Below are 16,398 nucleotides of genomic sequence, written 5' to 3' on the forward strand. Positions count from 1 at the left end.
GGATTGGCAACCGCCCGTTACAACTTGGCCTCCGGCCTTAACCGGGCGGCAGGGCCTGGCGGGCATCCTGCGGCCTGATCCCGGAACAAGACCATGCGGCGCACCACCTTCCTGATGACCACGGGCCTTTCCGCCCTGCTGGCGCTGGCCGGCCTGGGCGGCCTGGCCGTGACCATGGGCGCGCGCTGGCTGGTGCAGGAGGTGGCGGCGGAAAGCCAGGCCGCCGCCTGGCGCCAGGACCTGGCGTTGCAGGCCGCGATCCTGGCCGGGCGCGCCGCCCGGCTGGAGGCCGGCGACGCCGCCGCGGGCGGGGTGGAGCTGGAGCGGCTGCGCGCCGGACTTGTCACCCTGCTCGGGGACATGGCGGCGGGGGAGAGGCCGGAACTGGCCAGCCTCGCGGCGCGGTTGCCGGCCTCCCCCGGCCCCGCCATCCCGCCGCTGCGGCGGGCGCTGGAACGGTGGGGCGGCGAATGGACGGAGGCGGGGCGGCAGGCGCAGATGCGGGCCGGGCAGGCGCGGCGCCGCCTGGGCGCCCTGCTGGAAGGCCTGTTCTCCGCCGGGATGGTGTTCACCGCCATGGTGATGCTGCGCGCCGTCCTCGGCGTCATCTGCGAGCGGCGCGCCGGGGCGGGGGAGGCGCCGCCGGCGCCCTGAGGCCGGCGGGGCTTCGCAGGCCGCCCTGGCGGGCGCAGCCTGTCCGGCGACCATGCCGCCCCGATTCGCGATCATCCGCTACGTCCTGCTGCTCGGCAGTGTCTTCGCCGGCATCGGCGTGGTGCAGCCCTTCCTGCCGGCCTTCCTGGCGGCACGCGGCCTCTCGCCCGGGGAGGTCTCGCTGGTGCTGGCGGCGGGCTCGGGCATCCGCCTGCTGGCCGGCCCGCTGGCCGGCCGGGGCGCCGACGCGCTGGGTGACCCCCGGCTGCTGCTGGCGCTGGCCGCCCTGGCGGGGGCGCTGGCCTCGGGCGGCTACCTGCTGGCCGGCACGGTGCTCGGCTTCCTGCTGACCCAGCTTGCCTTCCATGCCGCCTCGGCGCCGCTCACCCCGCTGACCGACACGCTCTGCCTCGCCGCCGCGCGCCGGGACTGGCTGGATTACGGGCGGGTGCGCGCGGCGGGCTCCCTGGCCTTCATGGCGGCGGCGATGGTGGCCGGCTGGCTGGCCGGCCGGCTGGGGCTCGGCGTGGTGCCGCTGCTGATGGGCGGCGCCATGCTCGCCACCCTGGCCGCCGCCCTCCTGCTGCCCCGCGCCGCGACGGAGGGCCGGAGCCTGGCGCGGCGGCGGGAGGGCGGCTTCCGCGCCACGCTCCGCCTGCCGGGCTTCATCCGGCTGCTGCTGCTCTCCGGCCTGATCCAGAGCAGCCACGCGGCCTACTACGCCTTCGGCAGCATCCACTGGTCGGCGGCCGGGCTCAGCGCCACCGGCATCGGCCTGCTCTGGGCGCTGGGGGTGGTGGGGGAGGTGCTGCTCTTCCTGCTCGGGCGGCGGCTGGTGGCGCGCCTCGGCGCGCGCGGCCTGGCGCTGCTCGCCGCCGGGGCCGGGGTGCTGCGCTGGAGCACCCTCGCCGGCACCGCCTGGCTGCCCGCCCTGGTGGCGACGCAGCTGCTGCACGCCCTCACCTTCGGCGCCCAGCACCTGGCGGCCATGCAGCTGATCCTGGCCCTGGTGCCGCCGGCCCAGGCCGGAACCGCCCAGACGCTGCATGCGGCGCTGGGCGTGGGGCTGATGAGCGGCAGCATGACGCTGCTCTGCGGCCCGCTCTATGCCGCCTGGGGGGCCGGCGTCTTCCTGGTCATGGCCGGCCTCTGCCTCCTGGCCCTGCCGCTGGCCTTGGGCCTGCCCCAGGGCGGGGCGGGCGCGTCGGCGGCTCCGTCCTAGACGGCGGGAGCGACGGCCTCCGCCTCGTCCAGCGTGTGCGCCGGCCAGGCCGGGGCGGCGGCGCTGACCCAGGCATGGCCGTTCCAGCGGCGCGGCTCGATGCGGGCCTGTCCCTGGCGGATAAGGATGCGGTTGTAGGCATTGGGCTCGCCCCGCAGCCGCGTCGAGATGGCCGAGCCGGCCTGGACCACCAGCAGCTCGGGCCGCGCCGGGCCGCCGGGCCGCGCGGTCTCGGCGACGCCCCGGTGCAGCCGCACATAGCCCCGGTGCAGGTGCCCCGAGAGGATCAGCCGCACCCCCGCCGCCTGCAGGCGCTCCAGCGCCGGCGCGGCGCGGCGCGCCAGCGGCGTGTCCGGCGCGTCCTCCGGCGCCAGGAACGGATGGTGGGCGACGACGATGCGGAACAGGCCGGGCGGCGTCTCCTCCAGCCGGTCCAGCAGGCGCCGCAGCCGGCTGCGCTTCACGCGACCGCCCTCCCAGGAGAGATGCAGCCCGCCGCGCACCACCGTGTTCAGCCCGATCACCGCCATGACCTCGTCGCGCCAGACGGGCTCGGTCTCGCCGCCGATGAAACGGTGCCAGCGGCCGAAGGGATCGAGGAAACGCTCCCAGGGCCAGTAGTTCGTGATGTCGTGATTGCCCGGCACCACCAGCACCGGCGCCTTCAGCGCCTCCAGGAAGCGCCGGGCCGCCTTGTACTCGCGCGAGCGGGCCCGCATCGTCAGGTCGCCGCTGACCGCCACCAGATCGGCCGGGTCGCCGTTCAGCGCCGCCAGCAGCCCCTCGGTCGCCGTCGGGTCGATCCGGTTGAAGTGCAGGTCCGAAATGTGATCGATGCGGCGCGTCTGTGGCATGCCCCCTGTCCCTGTGCCTCCCGTTCCTGTCCAGCTCCGCCCTTGTCCTCCGGCGCGCCGGGGCCGGCGGCCGTCTCCGCAGCGTGAACGCCGCGCCGCCCCGATGGATGCGCCGCACCACCAGGCCCACTGTGTAAGCACGGCCTCCCGCTTGCGATCAGCAGGGCTTGAATGTCCTCGAAGACAGCGCCATTTCAGGATTTCTTCATTGTTGGGCGCGAATACTGAGACGGTCGTCGAGCAAGGAGATAGGCTCATGTCCTGGACCACGCATCAGCAGCCCCTGACCCCCCGCAACCTTTTCCGAGGGCTGGTCGACCTGCCCTGGGGCGCGCCGCTCTATGGACCGGTGCGGCCCCGCCGCCCCTGAGGGCGGCCTCCGCCACGATGGGCGCGTGAAAAAGCCGGGGTCAAGCCCCGGCTTTTTTGTCGTCCTCGCCCCGGTGGGGGATGGGGCCAGGCCCGAAGGCCGGCCCCAAGGCTGACCTGGGGCCGATCAGGCGGCCTTGGCCATGTTGCGCAGCACGTAGTGCAGGATGCCGCCGTTCTTGTAGTACTCGACCTCATCGGCCGTATCGACGCGGCACTGCACCTGGGTCGTGGTGGTGGTGCCATCCGGCCGGTGGATGACGAGATCCAGCAGCATGCGGGGCCGGAGCTCCTCGAGGCCCAGGATGTCGATGGTCTCCTCGCCGGTCAGGCCCAGCGTCTCGCGGCTCTCGCCCGGCTTGAACACCAGCGGCAGCACGCCCATGCCCACCAGGTTCGAGCGGTGGATGCGCTCGAAGCTCTCGGTGATGACCGCCTTCACGCCCAGCAGGAAGGTGCCCTTGGCCGCCCAGTCGCGGGAGGAGCCGGTGCCGTATTCCTTGCCGCCGAAGATCACCAGCGGCACGCCCTCCGCCTTGTAGCGCATGGCGGCGTCATAGATCGGCAGCACGTCGCCCGAGGGCTGGTGCCTAGTGATGCCGCCCTCGATGCCGGGGACCATCTCGTTCTTGATGCGGATGTTGGCGAAGGTGCCGCGCATCATGACTTCATGGTTGCCGCGGCGGGCGCCGTAGCTGTTGAAGTCGTTCTGCCGGACCTGGTGCTCCAGCAGGTACTCGCCGGCGGGCGAGACCTTCTTGATGTTGCCGGCGGGCGAGATGTGGTCGGTGGTGATAGAATCGCCCAGCTTGGCCAGCACCCGCGCGCCGCGCACCGAGGCGATCTCGCCCGGCTCCGGCTGCATGCCCTCGAAATAGGGCGGGTTCTGCACGTAGGTGGAGCCGGAGTTCCAGCGATAGGTGTCCGAGCCGGCATCGACGCGGATCGCCTGCCACTGCGCCGGCCCCTTGAAGACGTCGCTGTAGCGCGCCTGGAACATCTCGCGCGTGACGACGGAGGCGACGGTGTCGTTGACCTCCTTCGTGCTCGGCCAGATGTCCTTCAGGTAGACCGGCTGGCCGTTCGAGCCGGTGCCGATGGCCTCCTTGGTCACGTCGAGCGTGATCGAGCCGGCGAGCGCGTAGAGCACCACCAGCGGCGGCGAGGCCAGGTAGTTGGCGCGCACGTTCTGGTGCACGCGGCCCTCGAAGTTGCGGTTGCCCGACAGCACCGAGACGGCGACCAGCTTGTTCTCCTCGATGGCGTCCACGATCGGGTCGGGCAGCGGGCCCGAATTGCCGATGCAGGTGGTGCAGCCATAGCCCACGGTCTGGAAGCCCAGCGCGTCCAGGTGCGGCGTCAGCCCGGCCTTGTCGAGGTAGTCGGTCACCACCTGGGAGCCGGGGGCCAGCGAGGTCTTGACCCAGGGCTTCGGCTTCAGACCGAGCGCATTGGCCTTCTTCGCCACCAGGCCGGCCGCCACCAGGACATAGGGGTTCGAGGTGTTGGTGCAGGAGGTGATGGCGGCGATCACCACGTCGCCATGGCCGAGGTCGAAATTCGAGCCGGCGACGGGCACGCGCAGATCGGCCTTGTCGCCCGGCACGCCGAGATTGCCCGAGGCCAGCTCCTTGGCGAAGGCGGGGGCGGCGTTGGTCAGCTCGACGCGGTCCTGCGGGCGCTTCGGGCCGGCCATGGAGGGCACCACGGTGCCCATGTCCAGCTCCAGCGTGTCGGTGAAGACCGGGTCGGGCTGGCCTTCCTCGCGGAACATGCCCTGCGCCTTGTAGTATTCGCGCACCAGGTTGATGCGGTGCTCGTCGCGGCCGGAGAGGCGCAGATAGTCGAGCGTGACCTCATCGACGGGGAAGATGCCGCAGGTCGCGCCGTATTCCGGGGCCATGTTGCCGATGGTCGCGCGGTCGGCCAGCGCCATCTCGGCGAGGCCGGGGCCGTAGAACTCGACGAACTTGCCGACGACGCCCTTCTTGCGGAGCATCTGCGTCACCGTCAGCACCAGGTCGGTGGCGGTGACGCCCTCGCGCAGCCTGCCATGCAGCTTGAAGCCGATGACGTCGGGGATCAGCATGGCGATCGGCTGGCCGAGCATGGCTGCCTCCGCCTCGATGCCGCCGACGCCCCAGCCCAGCACGCCGAGGCCGTTCACCATGGTGGTGTGGCTGTCGGTGCCGTAGCAGCTGTCGGGATAGGCGAAGGTCTCGCCGGCGTCGGTCGCGGTCCAGACGCCCTGGGCGAGGTATTCCAGGTTCACCTGATGGCAAATTCCGGTGCCGGGCGGGACGACGCGGAAATTGTTGAAGGCTTCCTGGCCCCAGCGCAGGAACTCGTAGCGCTCGCCATTGCGCTCGAACTCGATGTCGACGTTCTGCTGCAGGGCGGTGGGGGTGGCGGAGACGTCGACCATGACGGAGTGGTCGATGACCAGATCGACGGGCACCAGCGGATTGACGCGGCGCGGGTCGCCGCCGAGCTTCAGGATGCCGTCGCGCATGGCGGCGAGATCGACCACCGCCGGCACGCCGGTGAAGTCCTGCATCAGGATGCGGGCCGGGCGGAAGGGAACCTCCTTCTCGCTCCTGCCCTCCTTCACCCATTCGGCGATCGCCTCGGCGTCCTTCACCGAATAGGCGCGTCCGTCCTCGAAACGAAGGACGTTCTCCAGCAGGACCTTGAGGCTGTAGGGCAGGCGGCTCACGTCGCCGATGCTCTTCGCCGCCTCGGGCAGGCTGAAGTAATGATAGGTCTTGCCGTCTACCGTCAGGGAGCGACGCGCCTTCAGGCTATCCTGCCCGATCATCCGCATGGTCCGGGGTCCCTTGAGTGATTTGCTGCGAACGCTGCCGCTTATTACACGCTGTGCGCCCCCGGTCCATTGCCGGGGCGGGGCTCAGGAACGCCGGGGGGCAGGCTTGCTGGAAGCGAGGGACATGGCGGTGCGGCGCGGGGGAAGGGTGGTCTTCGCCGGTCTTTCCCTCACCCTGCGGCCCGGGGAGGCGCTGGTGCTGACCGGGGCGAACGGCGCCGGCAAGTCCAGCCTGCTGCGCCTGCTGGCCGGGCTGCTGCCGGCGGCGGCGGGCGAGCTGCTCTGGGAGGGCGCGCCGGCCCTGGCCGATGCGCCGGCCCATGCCGCGCGGCTGCGCTACCTGGGCCATGCGGATGCGGTGAAGCCGGCGCTGACGCTGGCGGAGAACCTGGCCTTCTGGTCCCGCCGCTGGGGCGGCGACATCGGCGCGGCCCTGGCGGCGGCGGATCTGGCGCCGCTCGCCGACCTGCCGGCGCGGCTGCTCTCGGCCGGCCAGCGGCGGCGGCTGGCGCTCGCCCGGCTGGCCCTGGCCCCGGCGCCGCTCTGGCTGCTCGACGAGCCGACGGTGGGGCTCGATGCCGCCAGCATCGGGCGGCTGGGCGGGCTGCTGGCGGCGCATCGCGGGGCCGGCGGCATGGTGGTGGTGGCGACGCATGTGGCGCTGCCGCTGCCGGAGGCGCGCGGCCTCGACCTCGGCGCCGCCGCCCCGCCGGAGAGCGAGGACTGGCCGGCATGATGGCGCTGGTCGGGCGGGAACTGCGGCTGGCGCTGCGCCATCCGGCGGAGACCCTGGCGGCGGTGCTGTTCTTCCTGCTGGTCGTGGCGCTCTTCCCCTTCGGCACCGGCCCGGCGCCGGAGCTGCTCGCGCGGCTGGCCCCGGGCGCCCTGCTGGCCACGGCCCTGCTGGCGGCCCTGCTGCCGCTCGACCGCCTCTTCGGCGCAGAGGCCGAGGATGGCTCGCTGGACCAGCTCCTGCTCTCCGGCCTGTCGCGGATGGAGATCGCGGCGGCCAAGGCGGCGGCGCACTGGCTCTGCACCGGGGCGCCGCTGCTGCTGGCCACGCCGCCGGCGGCGGCGATGCTCAACCTGCCGGTCCCGGCCTGGAGCACGGCGGCGGCGGTGCTGGGGCTGGCTACCCTCTACCTGTCGCTGCTCGGCACGGCGGGGGCGGCGCTGACGCTCGGCGCGCGGCGGGGCGGCGTGCTGCTGCCCCTGCTGGTGCTGCCGCTGGCCATCCCGGCCGTCATCTTCGGGGCGGCGGCGATCGAGGCCGCGGCCTCCGGCCTGCCGGCCCGGCCCTTCCTGCTGCTGCTGGGCGCGCTGGTGGCGGCGGCCCTGCCCCTGGCGCCGCTGGCCGCCGGCGCGGCGCTGCGGGCCGAGTGAAGGCATCCCCGCTCACCGGGGCGGTGCCGCTGGCCGGCCGCCCTCACACCTCGTGCCGCCGCGGCCGGGCCATCAGCTCGCGCATCGCCCCCGCGACATCGACCCGGCCCGCCAGCACGGCGGCGACGGCTTCGGTGATCGGCATCTCCACGCCGGCGGCGGTGGCGCGGGCCAGCAGGGCGGGGGCGGTGGCCACCCCTTCCGTCACGCTGTTGCGCGCCGCCAGGATCTCCTCCAGCCGCCGCCCCTGGCCGAGGGCGAAGCCGAGCGAGAAGTTCCGGCTGCCCGGCCCGGTGCAGGTCAGCAGCAGATCGCCCAGGCCCGAGAGGCCGCTCACCGTCTCCGCCCGGCCGCCCAGCGCCACGGCCAGCCGGGCGATCTCCGACAGGCCGCGCGTCACCAGCGCGGCGCGGGCATTCTCGCCGAGCCCGGCGCCCATCACCGCGCCGGCGGCGATGGCGACGACATTCTTGGCCGCGCCGCCGATCTGCGCCCCCACCGGGTCATCCTGGCCGTAGAGGCGGAAGGCGGGCGAGGCGAGGCGGGCGGCGGCGGCCTCGCGCAGCGCGGCGTCGGTGCTGGCCAGGACGGCCGCGGCGGGCAGGCCGGCGGCGATCTCCTCGGCGAAGTTGGGGCCGGAGAGCACCCCCGCCGGCAGGCCGGGCCGCGCCTCGGCCAGGATCTCCAGCGGCAGGCGCAGCCCCGCCGCCGTCACGCCCTTGGCGGCGACCAGGCAGGGCGGCAGCGTCGCCGGGAGCGTCCGCAGCACCGCCGCCAGATGCTGCGTCGGCACCACCAGCAGCGCCAGCTCCGCGCCGGCCAGCGCCGCCCCGGCCTCGTGCGTGACCTGGATCGCCCCGGGCAGGCGATGGCCGGGCAGATGCGCCGCGTTCTCCCGCGCCGCCTGCATCGCCGCCGCCCGGCCCGCATCCCGCGCCCAGAGCGCGACGCTTCCCTCCGCCGCCATCCCATTGGCCGCCCCATGGGCTGTCCGACTGGTCCGGGCGGCCTGGATCGCCAGCGCCGTGCCCCAGGCGCCGGCGCCGATCACCGCGACCTTCTGCATGATGTTCCTATTCCTCGGCGATGCGATGGATGGCGAAGCCCTCGCCGGCCTCGCCCTGCCCGAGCCGCGCCAGCAGGACGGCGAGGATCTCCCCCGCCTCCTCCTCGAACCGCCAGGGCGGGTTGACGACGACGAGGCCGCAGCCGTTCAGCCGCTGCGGATCGGTGGGCTCGCGCAGCCAGAGCTCGCAGGCAAGGATGTCGCGCACCCCGCTCTCCGACAGCGCGGTGTGGAAGGCGCGCACCGGGGCGCGATGCTTGATCGGATACCAGTGCGCCTGCACCGCCGCCCGGAAGCGATGGGCGACCGTGGCCAGGCCCTCCGCCATGCGGGCGAACTCGCCCTCCTGCTCGAAGGGCGGATCGACCAGCACCAGGCCGCGCTTCTCGGCGAAGGGGGTCAGCGCCGTCAGCGCCTCCCAGGCGTCGCGCCGGTGCACGGCGGTCTGCGGGTCGCCGCGGAACAGGGTGCGCAGGGTGGCGTGGTCCTCCTCATGCAGCTCGCAGAGCACCAGCCGGTCGCGCGGGCGCAGCAGCATCCGCACCAGGGAGGGGCTGCCGGGATAGCGCGGCGGGAAGCCGGCATGGCGCACCAGGGTCAGCCATTCGGCCAGCGGCCCGTCCGTGATGTCGAGCAGCCGGCCGATGCCCTGGCGCCACTCGCCGGTGCGCTCCGCCGCCGAGCCGGACAGGTCGTAGGCGCCGATGCCGGCATGGGTGTCGAGCACGCGGAAGGGCGTGTCCTTGGCGGCGAGCCGCCGGACCAGGCGCACCAGGAGGGCGTGCTTGACGCAGTCGGCGAAGTTGCCGGCATGGAAGGCGTGGCGATAGTTCATGCCGCGTCCCCGGCGGGAGCCAGCTCCTCCAGCGGCCAGCGCGGGCGCGGCGCGTGGTCGAGCGGGTCGGTCAGCCCGGCCCGCAGCCGCTCGATCCCGGCCCAGGCGATCATCACCGCGTTGTCGGTGCAGAGCCGGACCGGGGGGGCGACCAGCGGCAGCCCGGCGCGCGCCGCCTCGGCCGTCAGCGCCGCCCGCACGCCCTGATTGGCGGCGACGCCGCCGGCCACCACCAGCGCGGTCGCGCCCGGCAGCATGGCCAGGGCGTGGCGCGCCCGGTCGGCCAGCACGGCGGCGACCACGCGCTGGAAGGAGGCGGCGAGGTCGGCGCGGTCCCGCTCCGCCGCGAGCTTCGGGATGGTCTGCGCGACGGCGGTCTTAAGGCCGCTGAAGGAGAAGTCGCAGCCCGGACGGCCGAACAGGGGCCGGGGCAGGGGGTAGCGCCTCGGGTCGCCGCCGGCGGCGAGCCGCTCCAGCGCTGGCCCGCCGGGCCAGGGCAGGCCCATCAGCTTGGCCGACTTGTCGAAGGCCTCGCCCACCGCGTCGTCCAGCGTCGAGCCGAGGCGGCGGTAGCGCCCCACCCCCTCGACGGCGACGCACTGGCAGTGCCCGCCGGAGAGCAGCAGCAGCAGGTAGGGGAAGGCGACGCCGCCCTCCACCAGCCCGGCCTCCCGCAGCAGCGGCAGGCGGGCGGTCAGCGCATGTCCCTCGAGGTGGTTGACCGCGACGAAGGGCAGCCCGCGCGCGATGGCCATGCCCTTGCCGAAGCCGGAGCCGACGATCAGCCCGCCGATCAGCCCGGGGCCGGCCGTCGCGGCGATGCCGCCCAGCGCCCCGGGGGCGACCCCCGCCTCGGCCATCACCTGGGCGGCGAGCGCCGGCAGATACGCCAGGTGGGCGCGCGCCGCGATCTCCGGCACCACGCCGCCGAAGGGGGTGTGCTCGGCCAGCTGGCTACGCACCGCCTCGGCCAGGATGGTGCCGTCCGGCGCCAGCAGGGCGGCCGCGGTCTCGTCGCAGCTCGCCTCCAAACCCAGAACCGGTCCACCAATCGGCGCCACGCGCATCTCCACCTTCTTTCCCATGCCGGCCTTTCCCAGGCCGGGCCGTGGTTCTATGACGCCGGCATGTCCTTTGCCCACCCCGCCCTGCCGTCTGCCCCGGCGGGCGCCGCCGCGCATCCCCCCGCCGCCCCGCATGCGCCGGGCGGCGGCGCCATCGGCGCGGCAGCGCCCCATGCGGCCGTCAAGCCCCATGCGCGGCGCTCCCTGCCGCTGCGCGTCGGCACGCGGGGCTCGCCCCTGGCGCTCTGGCAGACCCGCACCTTCCTCGACCGCATCCTGCATTTCTGCCCGGTGCTGCGGAACGCCAAGGCCTTCGAGGAGCATGTGATCACCACCTCGGGGGATCGCATCCAGGACCGCCGCCTGGCGGATATCGGCGGCAAGGGCCTCTTCGCCAAGGAGATCCACGAGGCGCTGCTCGACCGGCGGATCGACTTCGCCGTGCACAGCCTGAAGGATCTGGAAACCGAGATGCCGCCCGGCATCGTCCTCGCCTGCACCATGACGCGCGAGGACGCGCGCGACGCCCTGGTGCTGCGCGAAGGGCTGGCGCCGGCGGCCGGCGACGGCCCCTTCGACGCCATCCCGGCCGGGGCGCTGATCGGCACCGCCAGCCTGCGGCGGCAGGCGCAGCTGCTGCACGCGCGGCCCGACCTCAGGGTCGAGATCATCCGCGGCAATGTGAACAGCCGCCTCGCCAAGCTGGCCGGCGGCGCCTACGACGGCACGCTGCTGGCGCTGGCCGGGCTCCGGCGTCTCGGCCTCGAGGGCCACGCCACGCGGCTGCTCGACGCCGAGGCCATGGTGCCGGCGGCCGGCCAGGGCATCGTCGGCATCACCGTGCGCGCCGGAGACGAGGAACTGCACGAGCTGCTCGCCGGCATCGAGGACCGCGTGGCGCGGGCCGTCTCCCGCGCCGAGCGCGCCCTGCTCGCGGCGCTGGACGGCTCCTGCCGCACGCCGATCGGCGGTCATGCCCGACTGCTGCCGGACGGCACCCTCTTCCTGACCGGCCTGGTGGCCCGGCCGGATGGCAGCTTCCTGCTGAAGCGCGGCCTCGGCGGCGCGGCGAGCGAGGCGGAGCGGCTGGGCCGCGCGCTGGGCGACAGCCTGCGGGCGGACAGCCCCGCCGATCTCTTCATCGCCTGACGCCGTGCGGGAGCCGCCCGCCGTCCTGGTCACCCGGCCCGAGCCGGGCTGCGCCGAGACCGCCGCGGCGGTGGCGGCGCTGGGCTGGCGCCCGCTGCTGGCGCCGGCCCTGGTGCTGTCGCCCCTGCCGCTGCCCGCCGATATCGCGCATCCGGTCCAGGCCCTGCTGCTGCCCAGCCGCGCCGCCGCCCGAGCGCTGGCCGGCGCGCTGGACCCTGGCCTGCCGGTGCTGGCCGTCGGGCCCGGCACGGCGGCGGAGGCCGAGGCCGCCGGTTTCCGCGATGTCCGCCACGCGGAGGGCGAGGCGGAGTCCCTGGTCGTGCTGGCCCGTGCCCGGCTGCGGCCGCGCCAGGGCGCGCTGCTGCTCGCGGCCGGACGGGGCTACAGCCGGACGCTGGCGGCGGCATTGCGGGACCAGGGCTTCGCGGTGCGCCACCGCGCCGTCTATGCCGCCCGCCCGGCCACCGCCCTGCCGCCGGAGACGCTGGACGCGCTGCGGCGCGGCCGGGCGCGGGCGGCGCTGTTTCTCTCGCCGCGTTCGGCGCAGGTGACGCAGCGCCTGCTGCGCCGCGCCGGACTGGCCGAAACTGTGCGCGGCATGGTCGCGTTGGCGCTGTCACAGCGTATTGCGCAGTCCCTTGCGGGCATGCCCTGGCGGGCGATCCGTGCTACCCCGGCGCCCGATTCCTTGGCGCTGCTGGCCCTGCTCGGGCGGCCGGCGCCGGGGATGGAGGATGAGGTTGCATGAGGGGCAGGAGAGAGAGATGAGCGACACGCCGAAGAATGGCCCCAGGGGTGACGCCACCGGCAGCCGGCCGGGCGCCGGCCGCAAGGGAGGGCGGGAGACCCCCTCCATTCCACCCCAGGCCATTCCGCCCCGGGCTCTCTCGGCCTCCGAGGCCCGGCCTGCCGGCGCGCCGGCGGACCCGGAAACCACGATCCCGCCCCGGCCGCCCCAGGCCGAGGCGGCGCAGCCGGCGGCCCGGCCCGGAACGGCCTCCCCGGATGCCACCCCCCCGGCACCGCCTTCCGCCAGCGGCGAGGCGCCGGCCGCCCCGGCCGCCTCCGCGGCGCCGGCGGCTCCGGGCAGTGGCGCGGGTCCGCGCCGCGAACCGGCGGGCGGCAGTGGCGGAGGCGGCGGGCAGAAGCCGCCCGCACCGTCGCGCTGGGAGCGGATGGAACCCTATGGGCTGCCGGTCGCGGCCCTGGGCTGCGTGCTGGCGCTGATCGCCCTCGGTGTCGGCCTGACCGACCGGTCCCGGAAGCCGTCCGTCGATCCCGCCCGGGTGGAGGCGCTGGAGCAGCGCCTCGCCGCCCTGCAGCCGGTGCCGCAGCGGCTGGCGGCGCTGGAGAGCGGCCCGCTGGCCCGCCTCGGCCAGCGCCTCGACGCGGCCGAGGCCCTGCAGCGCGAGCGCGACGCCACGCTGGAGCAGTTACGCGGCCGGCTGGAGGCGCTGCGCAGCGATCGCGAGGCCCTGCAACGCCATGCCGATGCCCGTATCGACGAGGTGGAGAAGGCGCTGGCCCAGCGCATCACCGGCGCCGAGGCGCAACTCGCCCAGCGGGTCGCGGCCGCCGAGGCCGCCCTGGGCCCGCGCTTCGCCGCCGTCGAGACCTCCCTGCAGCAGCGCATCGCCGCGGCGCAGGAGGCGGCGCAGCAGCAGCTGGCGGCGCGCGACCGCGAGCTGGATGCCCGATTCGCCAATCTGGAGCAGCGCGAGACCCGCCTGGCCGCCGCCGAGCGCCGCCTCGCCCGGCTGGTCGGCAGCACCGCCGCCGAGGCGCTGCTGGAATCCGGCCGGCCGCTCGGCCCGGCGCTGTCCGGCCTGCCCGAGGCGGCGCCCGAAGCGCTGCGCCGCTATGCCGAGAGCGCCCCGCCGACGCTCGCCGGGCTGCGCCTCTCCTTCGAGGAGGCCGCCCGCGCCGCCGCCGCCCGCGCCGAGCCCGTGACCGAGGGCCAGAGCGTCTGGGAATCCGCCGCCACCCGCCTGGGCAACCTGGTCACCGTGCGGCGGGGCGACACCGTCGTCTGGGGCGATGCGGTGAGCGGCGAGATCGAGGCGGCGCGACGGGCGCTGGAGGCGGGCGACCTCGGCGGTGCGGTCCGCCGCGTCGAGGCCCTGGCCGAGCCGGTGCGCGCGCCGATGCAGGACTGGCTGTCGCGCGCCAAGGGGCTGCTCGCCGCGCGCACCGCGCTCGAGACGCTGCGCGCCGGAGGGCAGGGCTGATGCGCCGCGCCCTCTGGCTGCTGCTGGTCTGCCTCGTCGTCGTCGGCGCCGCCTGGGGGCTGATGCGCCTCGGCGGCGGGGTCGAAGTGCGGGTGGGCGAGTTCTTCATCGCCGTCTCCCTGCCGGTGCTGCTGCTGGCCCTGGCGGCGCTCTTCCTGGTGCTCCTGCTGCTGATCGCCCTGGTGCGCGGCATCATCCACTATCCCGCCCGGCTGCGCGCCCGGCGCGAGGCGCGCAACCGCGCCCGGGCCGAGGCGGCGCTGACCGGCGCCCTGGTCTCGCTGGCCGCCGGCGATGCCGACGGCGCGCGCAACCAGGCGCTGCGGGCCCGCCGCCTGGTGGGCGACAAGCCGCAGCTCCTGGTGCTGATCGCCGAGGCGGAGCGCATGGCGGGGCGCGAGGAGTCGGCCTCCGACGCCTATCACATCCTCTCCCGCCAGCCGGAGGCCCGCTTCCTCGGCCTGCGCGGCCTGCTGCGGCAGGCGATCCAGCGTGAGGACTGGGAGGCGGCGCAGGCCCTGGCGCGGGAGGCCGAGGCGGTCCAGCCGGGCACCACCTGGCTGCGGCAGGAGCGGGCGCTGCTCGCCCGGCGCACGAAGAACTGGGGCGAGGCACTGGCGCTGGCCGGCGCCGGCCCCGCCCGCGCCCCGCTCGCCCTGGCCGCCGCCGGCCAGGAGGCCGAGGAGGCGCGCAAGGCCGAGCTGGAGCGCGAGGCCTTCAAGGCCGATCCGGCCTTCGCCCCCGGCGTGGTGGCGCATGCGGCGCGGATGCGCGGCGCCAAGGCCGAGAAGCGCGCCCGCACCGTGCTGGAGCAGGGCTGGCTGGCCGCCCCGCAGCCGGACATCGCCGAGGCCTATCTGGAGGGGGAGGCCGACCCCCTGGCCCGCGTCAAGCTGGGCGAGGCCCTGGTGGCGCGCAACCGGGCGCATCCGGAAAGCCGCCTGCTGCTGGCGCGGCTCGCCCTGGAGGCCGGGCTGACGGGACGGGCGCGCAGCGAGCTGGAGGCCCTGGCGCAATCGGGCGAGATCGACAAGCGGGGCTATCTGCTGCTGGTCGAGCTGGAGAGGACGGAGCAGGGCGACACGCCGCAGGGGCGTCTGGCCGAGGCGAAGTGGCTGCGGGCCGCCGCCGAGGCGCCGGCGGCGCCGCAATGGTTCTGCGGCCATTGCAACCGCCCGCACGCGGCCTGGGCCCCGCTCTGCGAGGGTTGCGGCACGGTGGGCGAGATCCGCTGGGGCCGACGCGGCCAGGCGAACCTGCCGGCGCCGCTGGCCACCGCCGCGCCCTGATCCGGCGGCGGCGGGGCTTCCCCTGATCGGGATCCGCTCTAGGGTGAAAACCCAATTAGGAGGGGTGGAATGGGTGGGGAGCGGACATTTTCAGGTGGACGCCTTATCCCTTTAACCACGGCACTTTCAGCAGGAGGGCCGAGGATGGACGTTGAAACGCCGAGACTAATCCTGCGCCGACCGCGCCTGACGGATGTGCCGGCTCTGTTCAGATTCCTGGGTAACGCCCAGGCCATGCAGCACACCCACGTCGATGCCTCCTTGCGGAAGTGTCATCGCCGGGTCGCCGTCCACGAATGGCGCCGCCGCCGGGACGGCTACGCGCCGTGGACCATCGTGGCCAAATCGGACAGGCAGATTATCGGTTGGGGTGGGCTTTACGATGACCCGTTCGATCCAGGCTGGGGCGTCGAGGTGGCCTACTTCTTCCATCCATCGGCCTGGGGACAGGGCTACGCTTCGGAGATGGTCGCTGCCTGCATGAGCGTGGCGGATCAAACGCTACAGCTGCCAGAGGTGAGGGCATTCGCTCATCCGGCGAACGCGGGGTCGCAGCGCGTGCTTGAGAAGGCTGGTTTCGAGGTGGTGCGCTTCGTGCCGGAGATGGACCGCTTCCTCTACCGGCGACACCGCCAGGAGCTACGCACGGCGGCTTACCACTGGAGAGGGTGCCTCTAAGGACCGGTTTGGGTCGCCTGCCGCTATAGCCCCCGGCTCAAGGCCAGCGCCGGGAAGGGTGGAATCCCGACTCTCACCATGGCTTGTCTGGCCTATGCTGATGCCCTGGTCAGGGGCAACAATGAACGAACAACCGATCCTCTACGGAGCGTCCTACAGCGTGTATGTGCGTGCGGTCCGTCTGACCCTCGCCGAGAAAGGCGTACCTTACACCCTGGTGCCTGTGGATGTGTTCGCGCCTGGGGGTCCACCGGCTGATTACCTCGCCCGCCAGCCGTTCGGCCGCATCCCGGCTTTTGAACACGGCAGCTTTAATCTTTACGAGGCTGGAGCGATCATGCGCTACGTCGATGAGGTGTTTGCCGGCCCATCCCTCCAGCCGGAGGACGCCGAAGCCCGCGCCAGGACCAATCAGGTCATCAGCATCCTTGATTCCTACGCCTATCCCTCCCTGGTTCGAGGCATCTTCGTGGAGCGGGTATCCGTTCCCAAGCGCGGCCAAATCCCGGATGAGGCGAAAGTTCAGGCCGCCATTCCCATGGCGACCGCCTGCTTGAAGGCTTTGGCCGGCATCAGAGGTACGGGTCCGTTCCTGGCAGGCTCAGTACTGACGTTGGCTGACCTTCATGCAATTCCGATGTTCGCCTACTTCCATGCCGCCCCCGAAGCTGAGGATCTACTTCGCCCGCATGCTGGACTGCGGGAATGGTGGCAGCGCCTTGCGGACCGTCCTAGCGTCCTCGAAACGGCTACCTAAGACTGCATTGGGTCGATTGCGGTCAT

At 74.1% G+C, this 16,398-nt stretch carries 15 protein-coding genes; 10 read left to right on the top strand and 5 right to left on the bottom strand.

Annotated features, from left to right (window positions below; all coding sequences use genetic code 11):
• The first annotated feature begins 93 nt into the window (after positions 1 to 93).
• Together D9598_RS08365 and D9598_RS08370 are read left to right on the top strand one after the other, a co-directional pair.
• The gene (locus D9598_RS08365) at positions 94 to 654 is read left to right on the top strand and encodes a hypothetical protein (protein ID WP_198365994.1); all 561 of its coding nucleotides are present in this window, start codon (positions 94 to 96) and stop codon (positions 652 to 654) included.
• Between the two features lie 52 nt (positions 655 to 706).
• The gene (locus tag D9598_RS08370; protein WP_198365995.1) at positions 707 to 1,876 is read left to right on the top strand and encodes an MFS transporter; all 1,170 of its coding nucleotides are present in this window, start codon (positions 707 to 709) and stop codon (positions 1,874 to 1,876) included.
• On the opposite strand, the gene D9598_RS08375 is transcribed toward D9598_RS08370, so the two are convergent.
• Complete coding sequence (locus tag D9598_RS08375; protein ID WP_198365996.1) at positions 1,873 to 2,730, bottom strand: metallophosphoesterase; 858 nt, start codon at positions 2,728 to 2,730, stop codon at positions 1,873 to 1,875. The genes D9598_RS08370 and D9598_RS08375 overlap by 4 nt on opposite strands.
• A gap of 496 nt (positions 2,731 to 3,226) precedes the next feature.
• On the bottom strand, positions 3,227 to 5,923 hold the full coding sequence (acnA, locus tag D9598_RS08380; protein WP_198365997.1) for an aconitate hydratase AcnA: 2,697 nt from the start codon (positions 5,921 to 5,923) through the stop codon (positions 3,227 to 3,229).
• 106 nt (positions 5,924 to 6,029) lie between these two features.
• Here acnA and ccmA point away from each other — a divergent pair, with 106 nt between their 5' ends.
• Together ccmA and ccmB are read left to right on the top strand one after the other, a co-directional pair.
• Positions 6,030 to 6,659 (top strand): heme ABC exporter ATP-binding protein CcmA, encoded by a 630-nt coding sequence (gene ccmA / locus D9598_RS08385; protein ID WP_255528662.1) that lies wholly within the window; start codon positions 6,030 to 6,032, stop codon positions 6,657 to 6,659.
• Positions 6,656 to 7,306: a heme exporter protein CcmB gene (gene ccmB, locus D9598_RS08390; protein WP_198365999.1), complete on the top strand. Its 651-nt coding sequence runs from the start codon at positions 6,656 to 6,658 to the stop codon at positions 7,304 to 7,306. The genes ccmA and ccmB overlap by 4 nt, the downstream gene beginning before the upstream one ends.
• A gap of 43 nt (positions 7,307 to 7,349) precedes the next feature.
• Here ccmB and D9598_RS08395 read toward each other — a convergent pair whose 3' ends face one another.
• Genes D9598_RS08395 through tsaD form a run of 3 tightly spaced genes read right to left on the bottom strand, consistent with a single transcriptional unit; the run spans position 7,350 to position 10,292 of the window.
• Positions 7,350 to 8,372: an NAD(P)H-dependent glycerol-3-phosphate dehydrogenase gene (locus D9598_RS08395; protein WP_198366000.1), complete on the bottom strand. Its 1,023-nt coding sequence runs from the start codon at positions 8,370 to 8,372 to the stop codon at positions 7,350 to 7,352.
• Between the two features lie 7 nt (positions 8,373 to 8,379).
• Positions 8,380 to 9,207: a 23S rRNA (adenine(2030)-N(6))-methyltransferase RlmJ gene (locus D9598_RS08400; RefSeq protein WP_198366001.1), complete on the bottom strand. Its 828-nt coding sequence runs from the start codon at positions 9,205 to 9,207 to the stop codon at positions 8,380 to 8,382.
• A complete protein-coding gene (gene tsaD, locus D9598_RS08405; RefSeq protein WP_232477023.1) occupies positions 9,204 to 10,292 on the bottom strand; it encodes a tRNA (adenosine(37)-N6)-threonylcarbamoyltransferase complex transferase subunit TsaD in 1,089 nt (362 codons plus the stop codon). Before tsaD ends, D9598_RS08400 begins: the two co-directional genes overlap by 4 nt.
• A 42-nt stretch (positions 10,293 to 10,334) precedes the next feature.
• On the opposite strand from tsaD, the gene hemC reads away from it, so the two are divergent.
• The 6 genes from hemC to D9598_RS08435 all read left to right on the top strand — a co-directional run bounded on the left by hemC (position 10,335) and on the right by D9598_RS08435 (position 16,372).
• Positions 10,335 to 11,420 carry a hydroxymethylbilane synthase gene (gene hemC / locus D9598_RS08410; protein WP_198366002.1) on the top strand — a complete coding sequence of 362 codons (1,086 nt, stop codon included), beginning with the start codon at positions 10,335 to 10,337 and terminating at the stop codon, positions 11,418 to 11,420.
• 4 nt (positions 11,421 to 11,424) lie between these two features.
• Positions 11,425 to 12,168 (top strand): uroporphyrinogen-III synthase, encoded by a 744-nt coding sequence (locus tag D9598_RS08415; RefSeq protein WP_198366003.1) that lies wholly within the window; start codon positions 11,425 to 11,427, stop codon positions 12,166 to 12,168.
• A 16-nt stretch (positions 12,169 to 12,184) separates the two neighbouring features.
• The gene (locus D9598_RS08420; protein WP_198366004.1) at positions 12,185 to 13,648 is read left to right on the top strand and encodes a COG4223 family protein; all 1,464 of its coding nucleotides are present in this window, start codon (positions 12,185 to 12,187) and stop codon (positions 13,646 to 13,648) included.
• Positions 13,648 to 14,937 carry a heme biosynthesis HemY N-terminal domain-containing protein gene (locus tag D9598_RS08425; protein ID WP_198366005.1) on the top strand — a complete coding sequence of 430 codons (1,290 nt, stop codon included), beginning with the start codon at positions 13,648 to 13,650 and terminating at the stop codon, positions 14,935 to 14,937. The genes D9598_RS08420 and D9598_RS08425 overlap by 1 nt, the downstream gene beginning before the upstream one ends.
• 144 nt (positions 14,938 to 15,081) lie before the next feature.
• Positions 15,082 to 15,615, top strand: a complete 534-nt coding sequence (locus D9598_RS08430) for a GNAT family N-acetyltransferase (protein WP_198366006.1) — start codon at positions 15,082 to 15,084, stop codon at positions 15,613 to 15,615.
• 121 nt (positions 15,616 to 15,736) lie between these two features.
• Positions 15,737 to 16,372: a glutathione S-transferase family protein gene (locus D9598_RS08435; protein ID WP_198366007.1), complete on the top strand. Its 636-nt coding sequence runs from the start codon at positions 15,737 to 15,739 to the stop codon at positions 16,370 to 16,372.
• Positions 16,373 to 16,398 lie beyond the last annotated feature (26 nt).

Origin of the sequence: Roseomonas sp. KE0001, assembly GCF_016107285.1 — a bacterium.
In the GTDB taxonomy this organism is placed as follows: Bacteria; Pseudomonadota; Alphaproteobacteria; order Acetobacterales; family Acetobacteraceae; genus Pseudoroseomonas.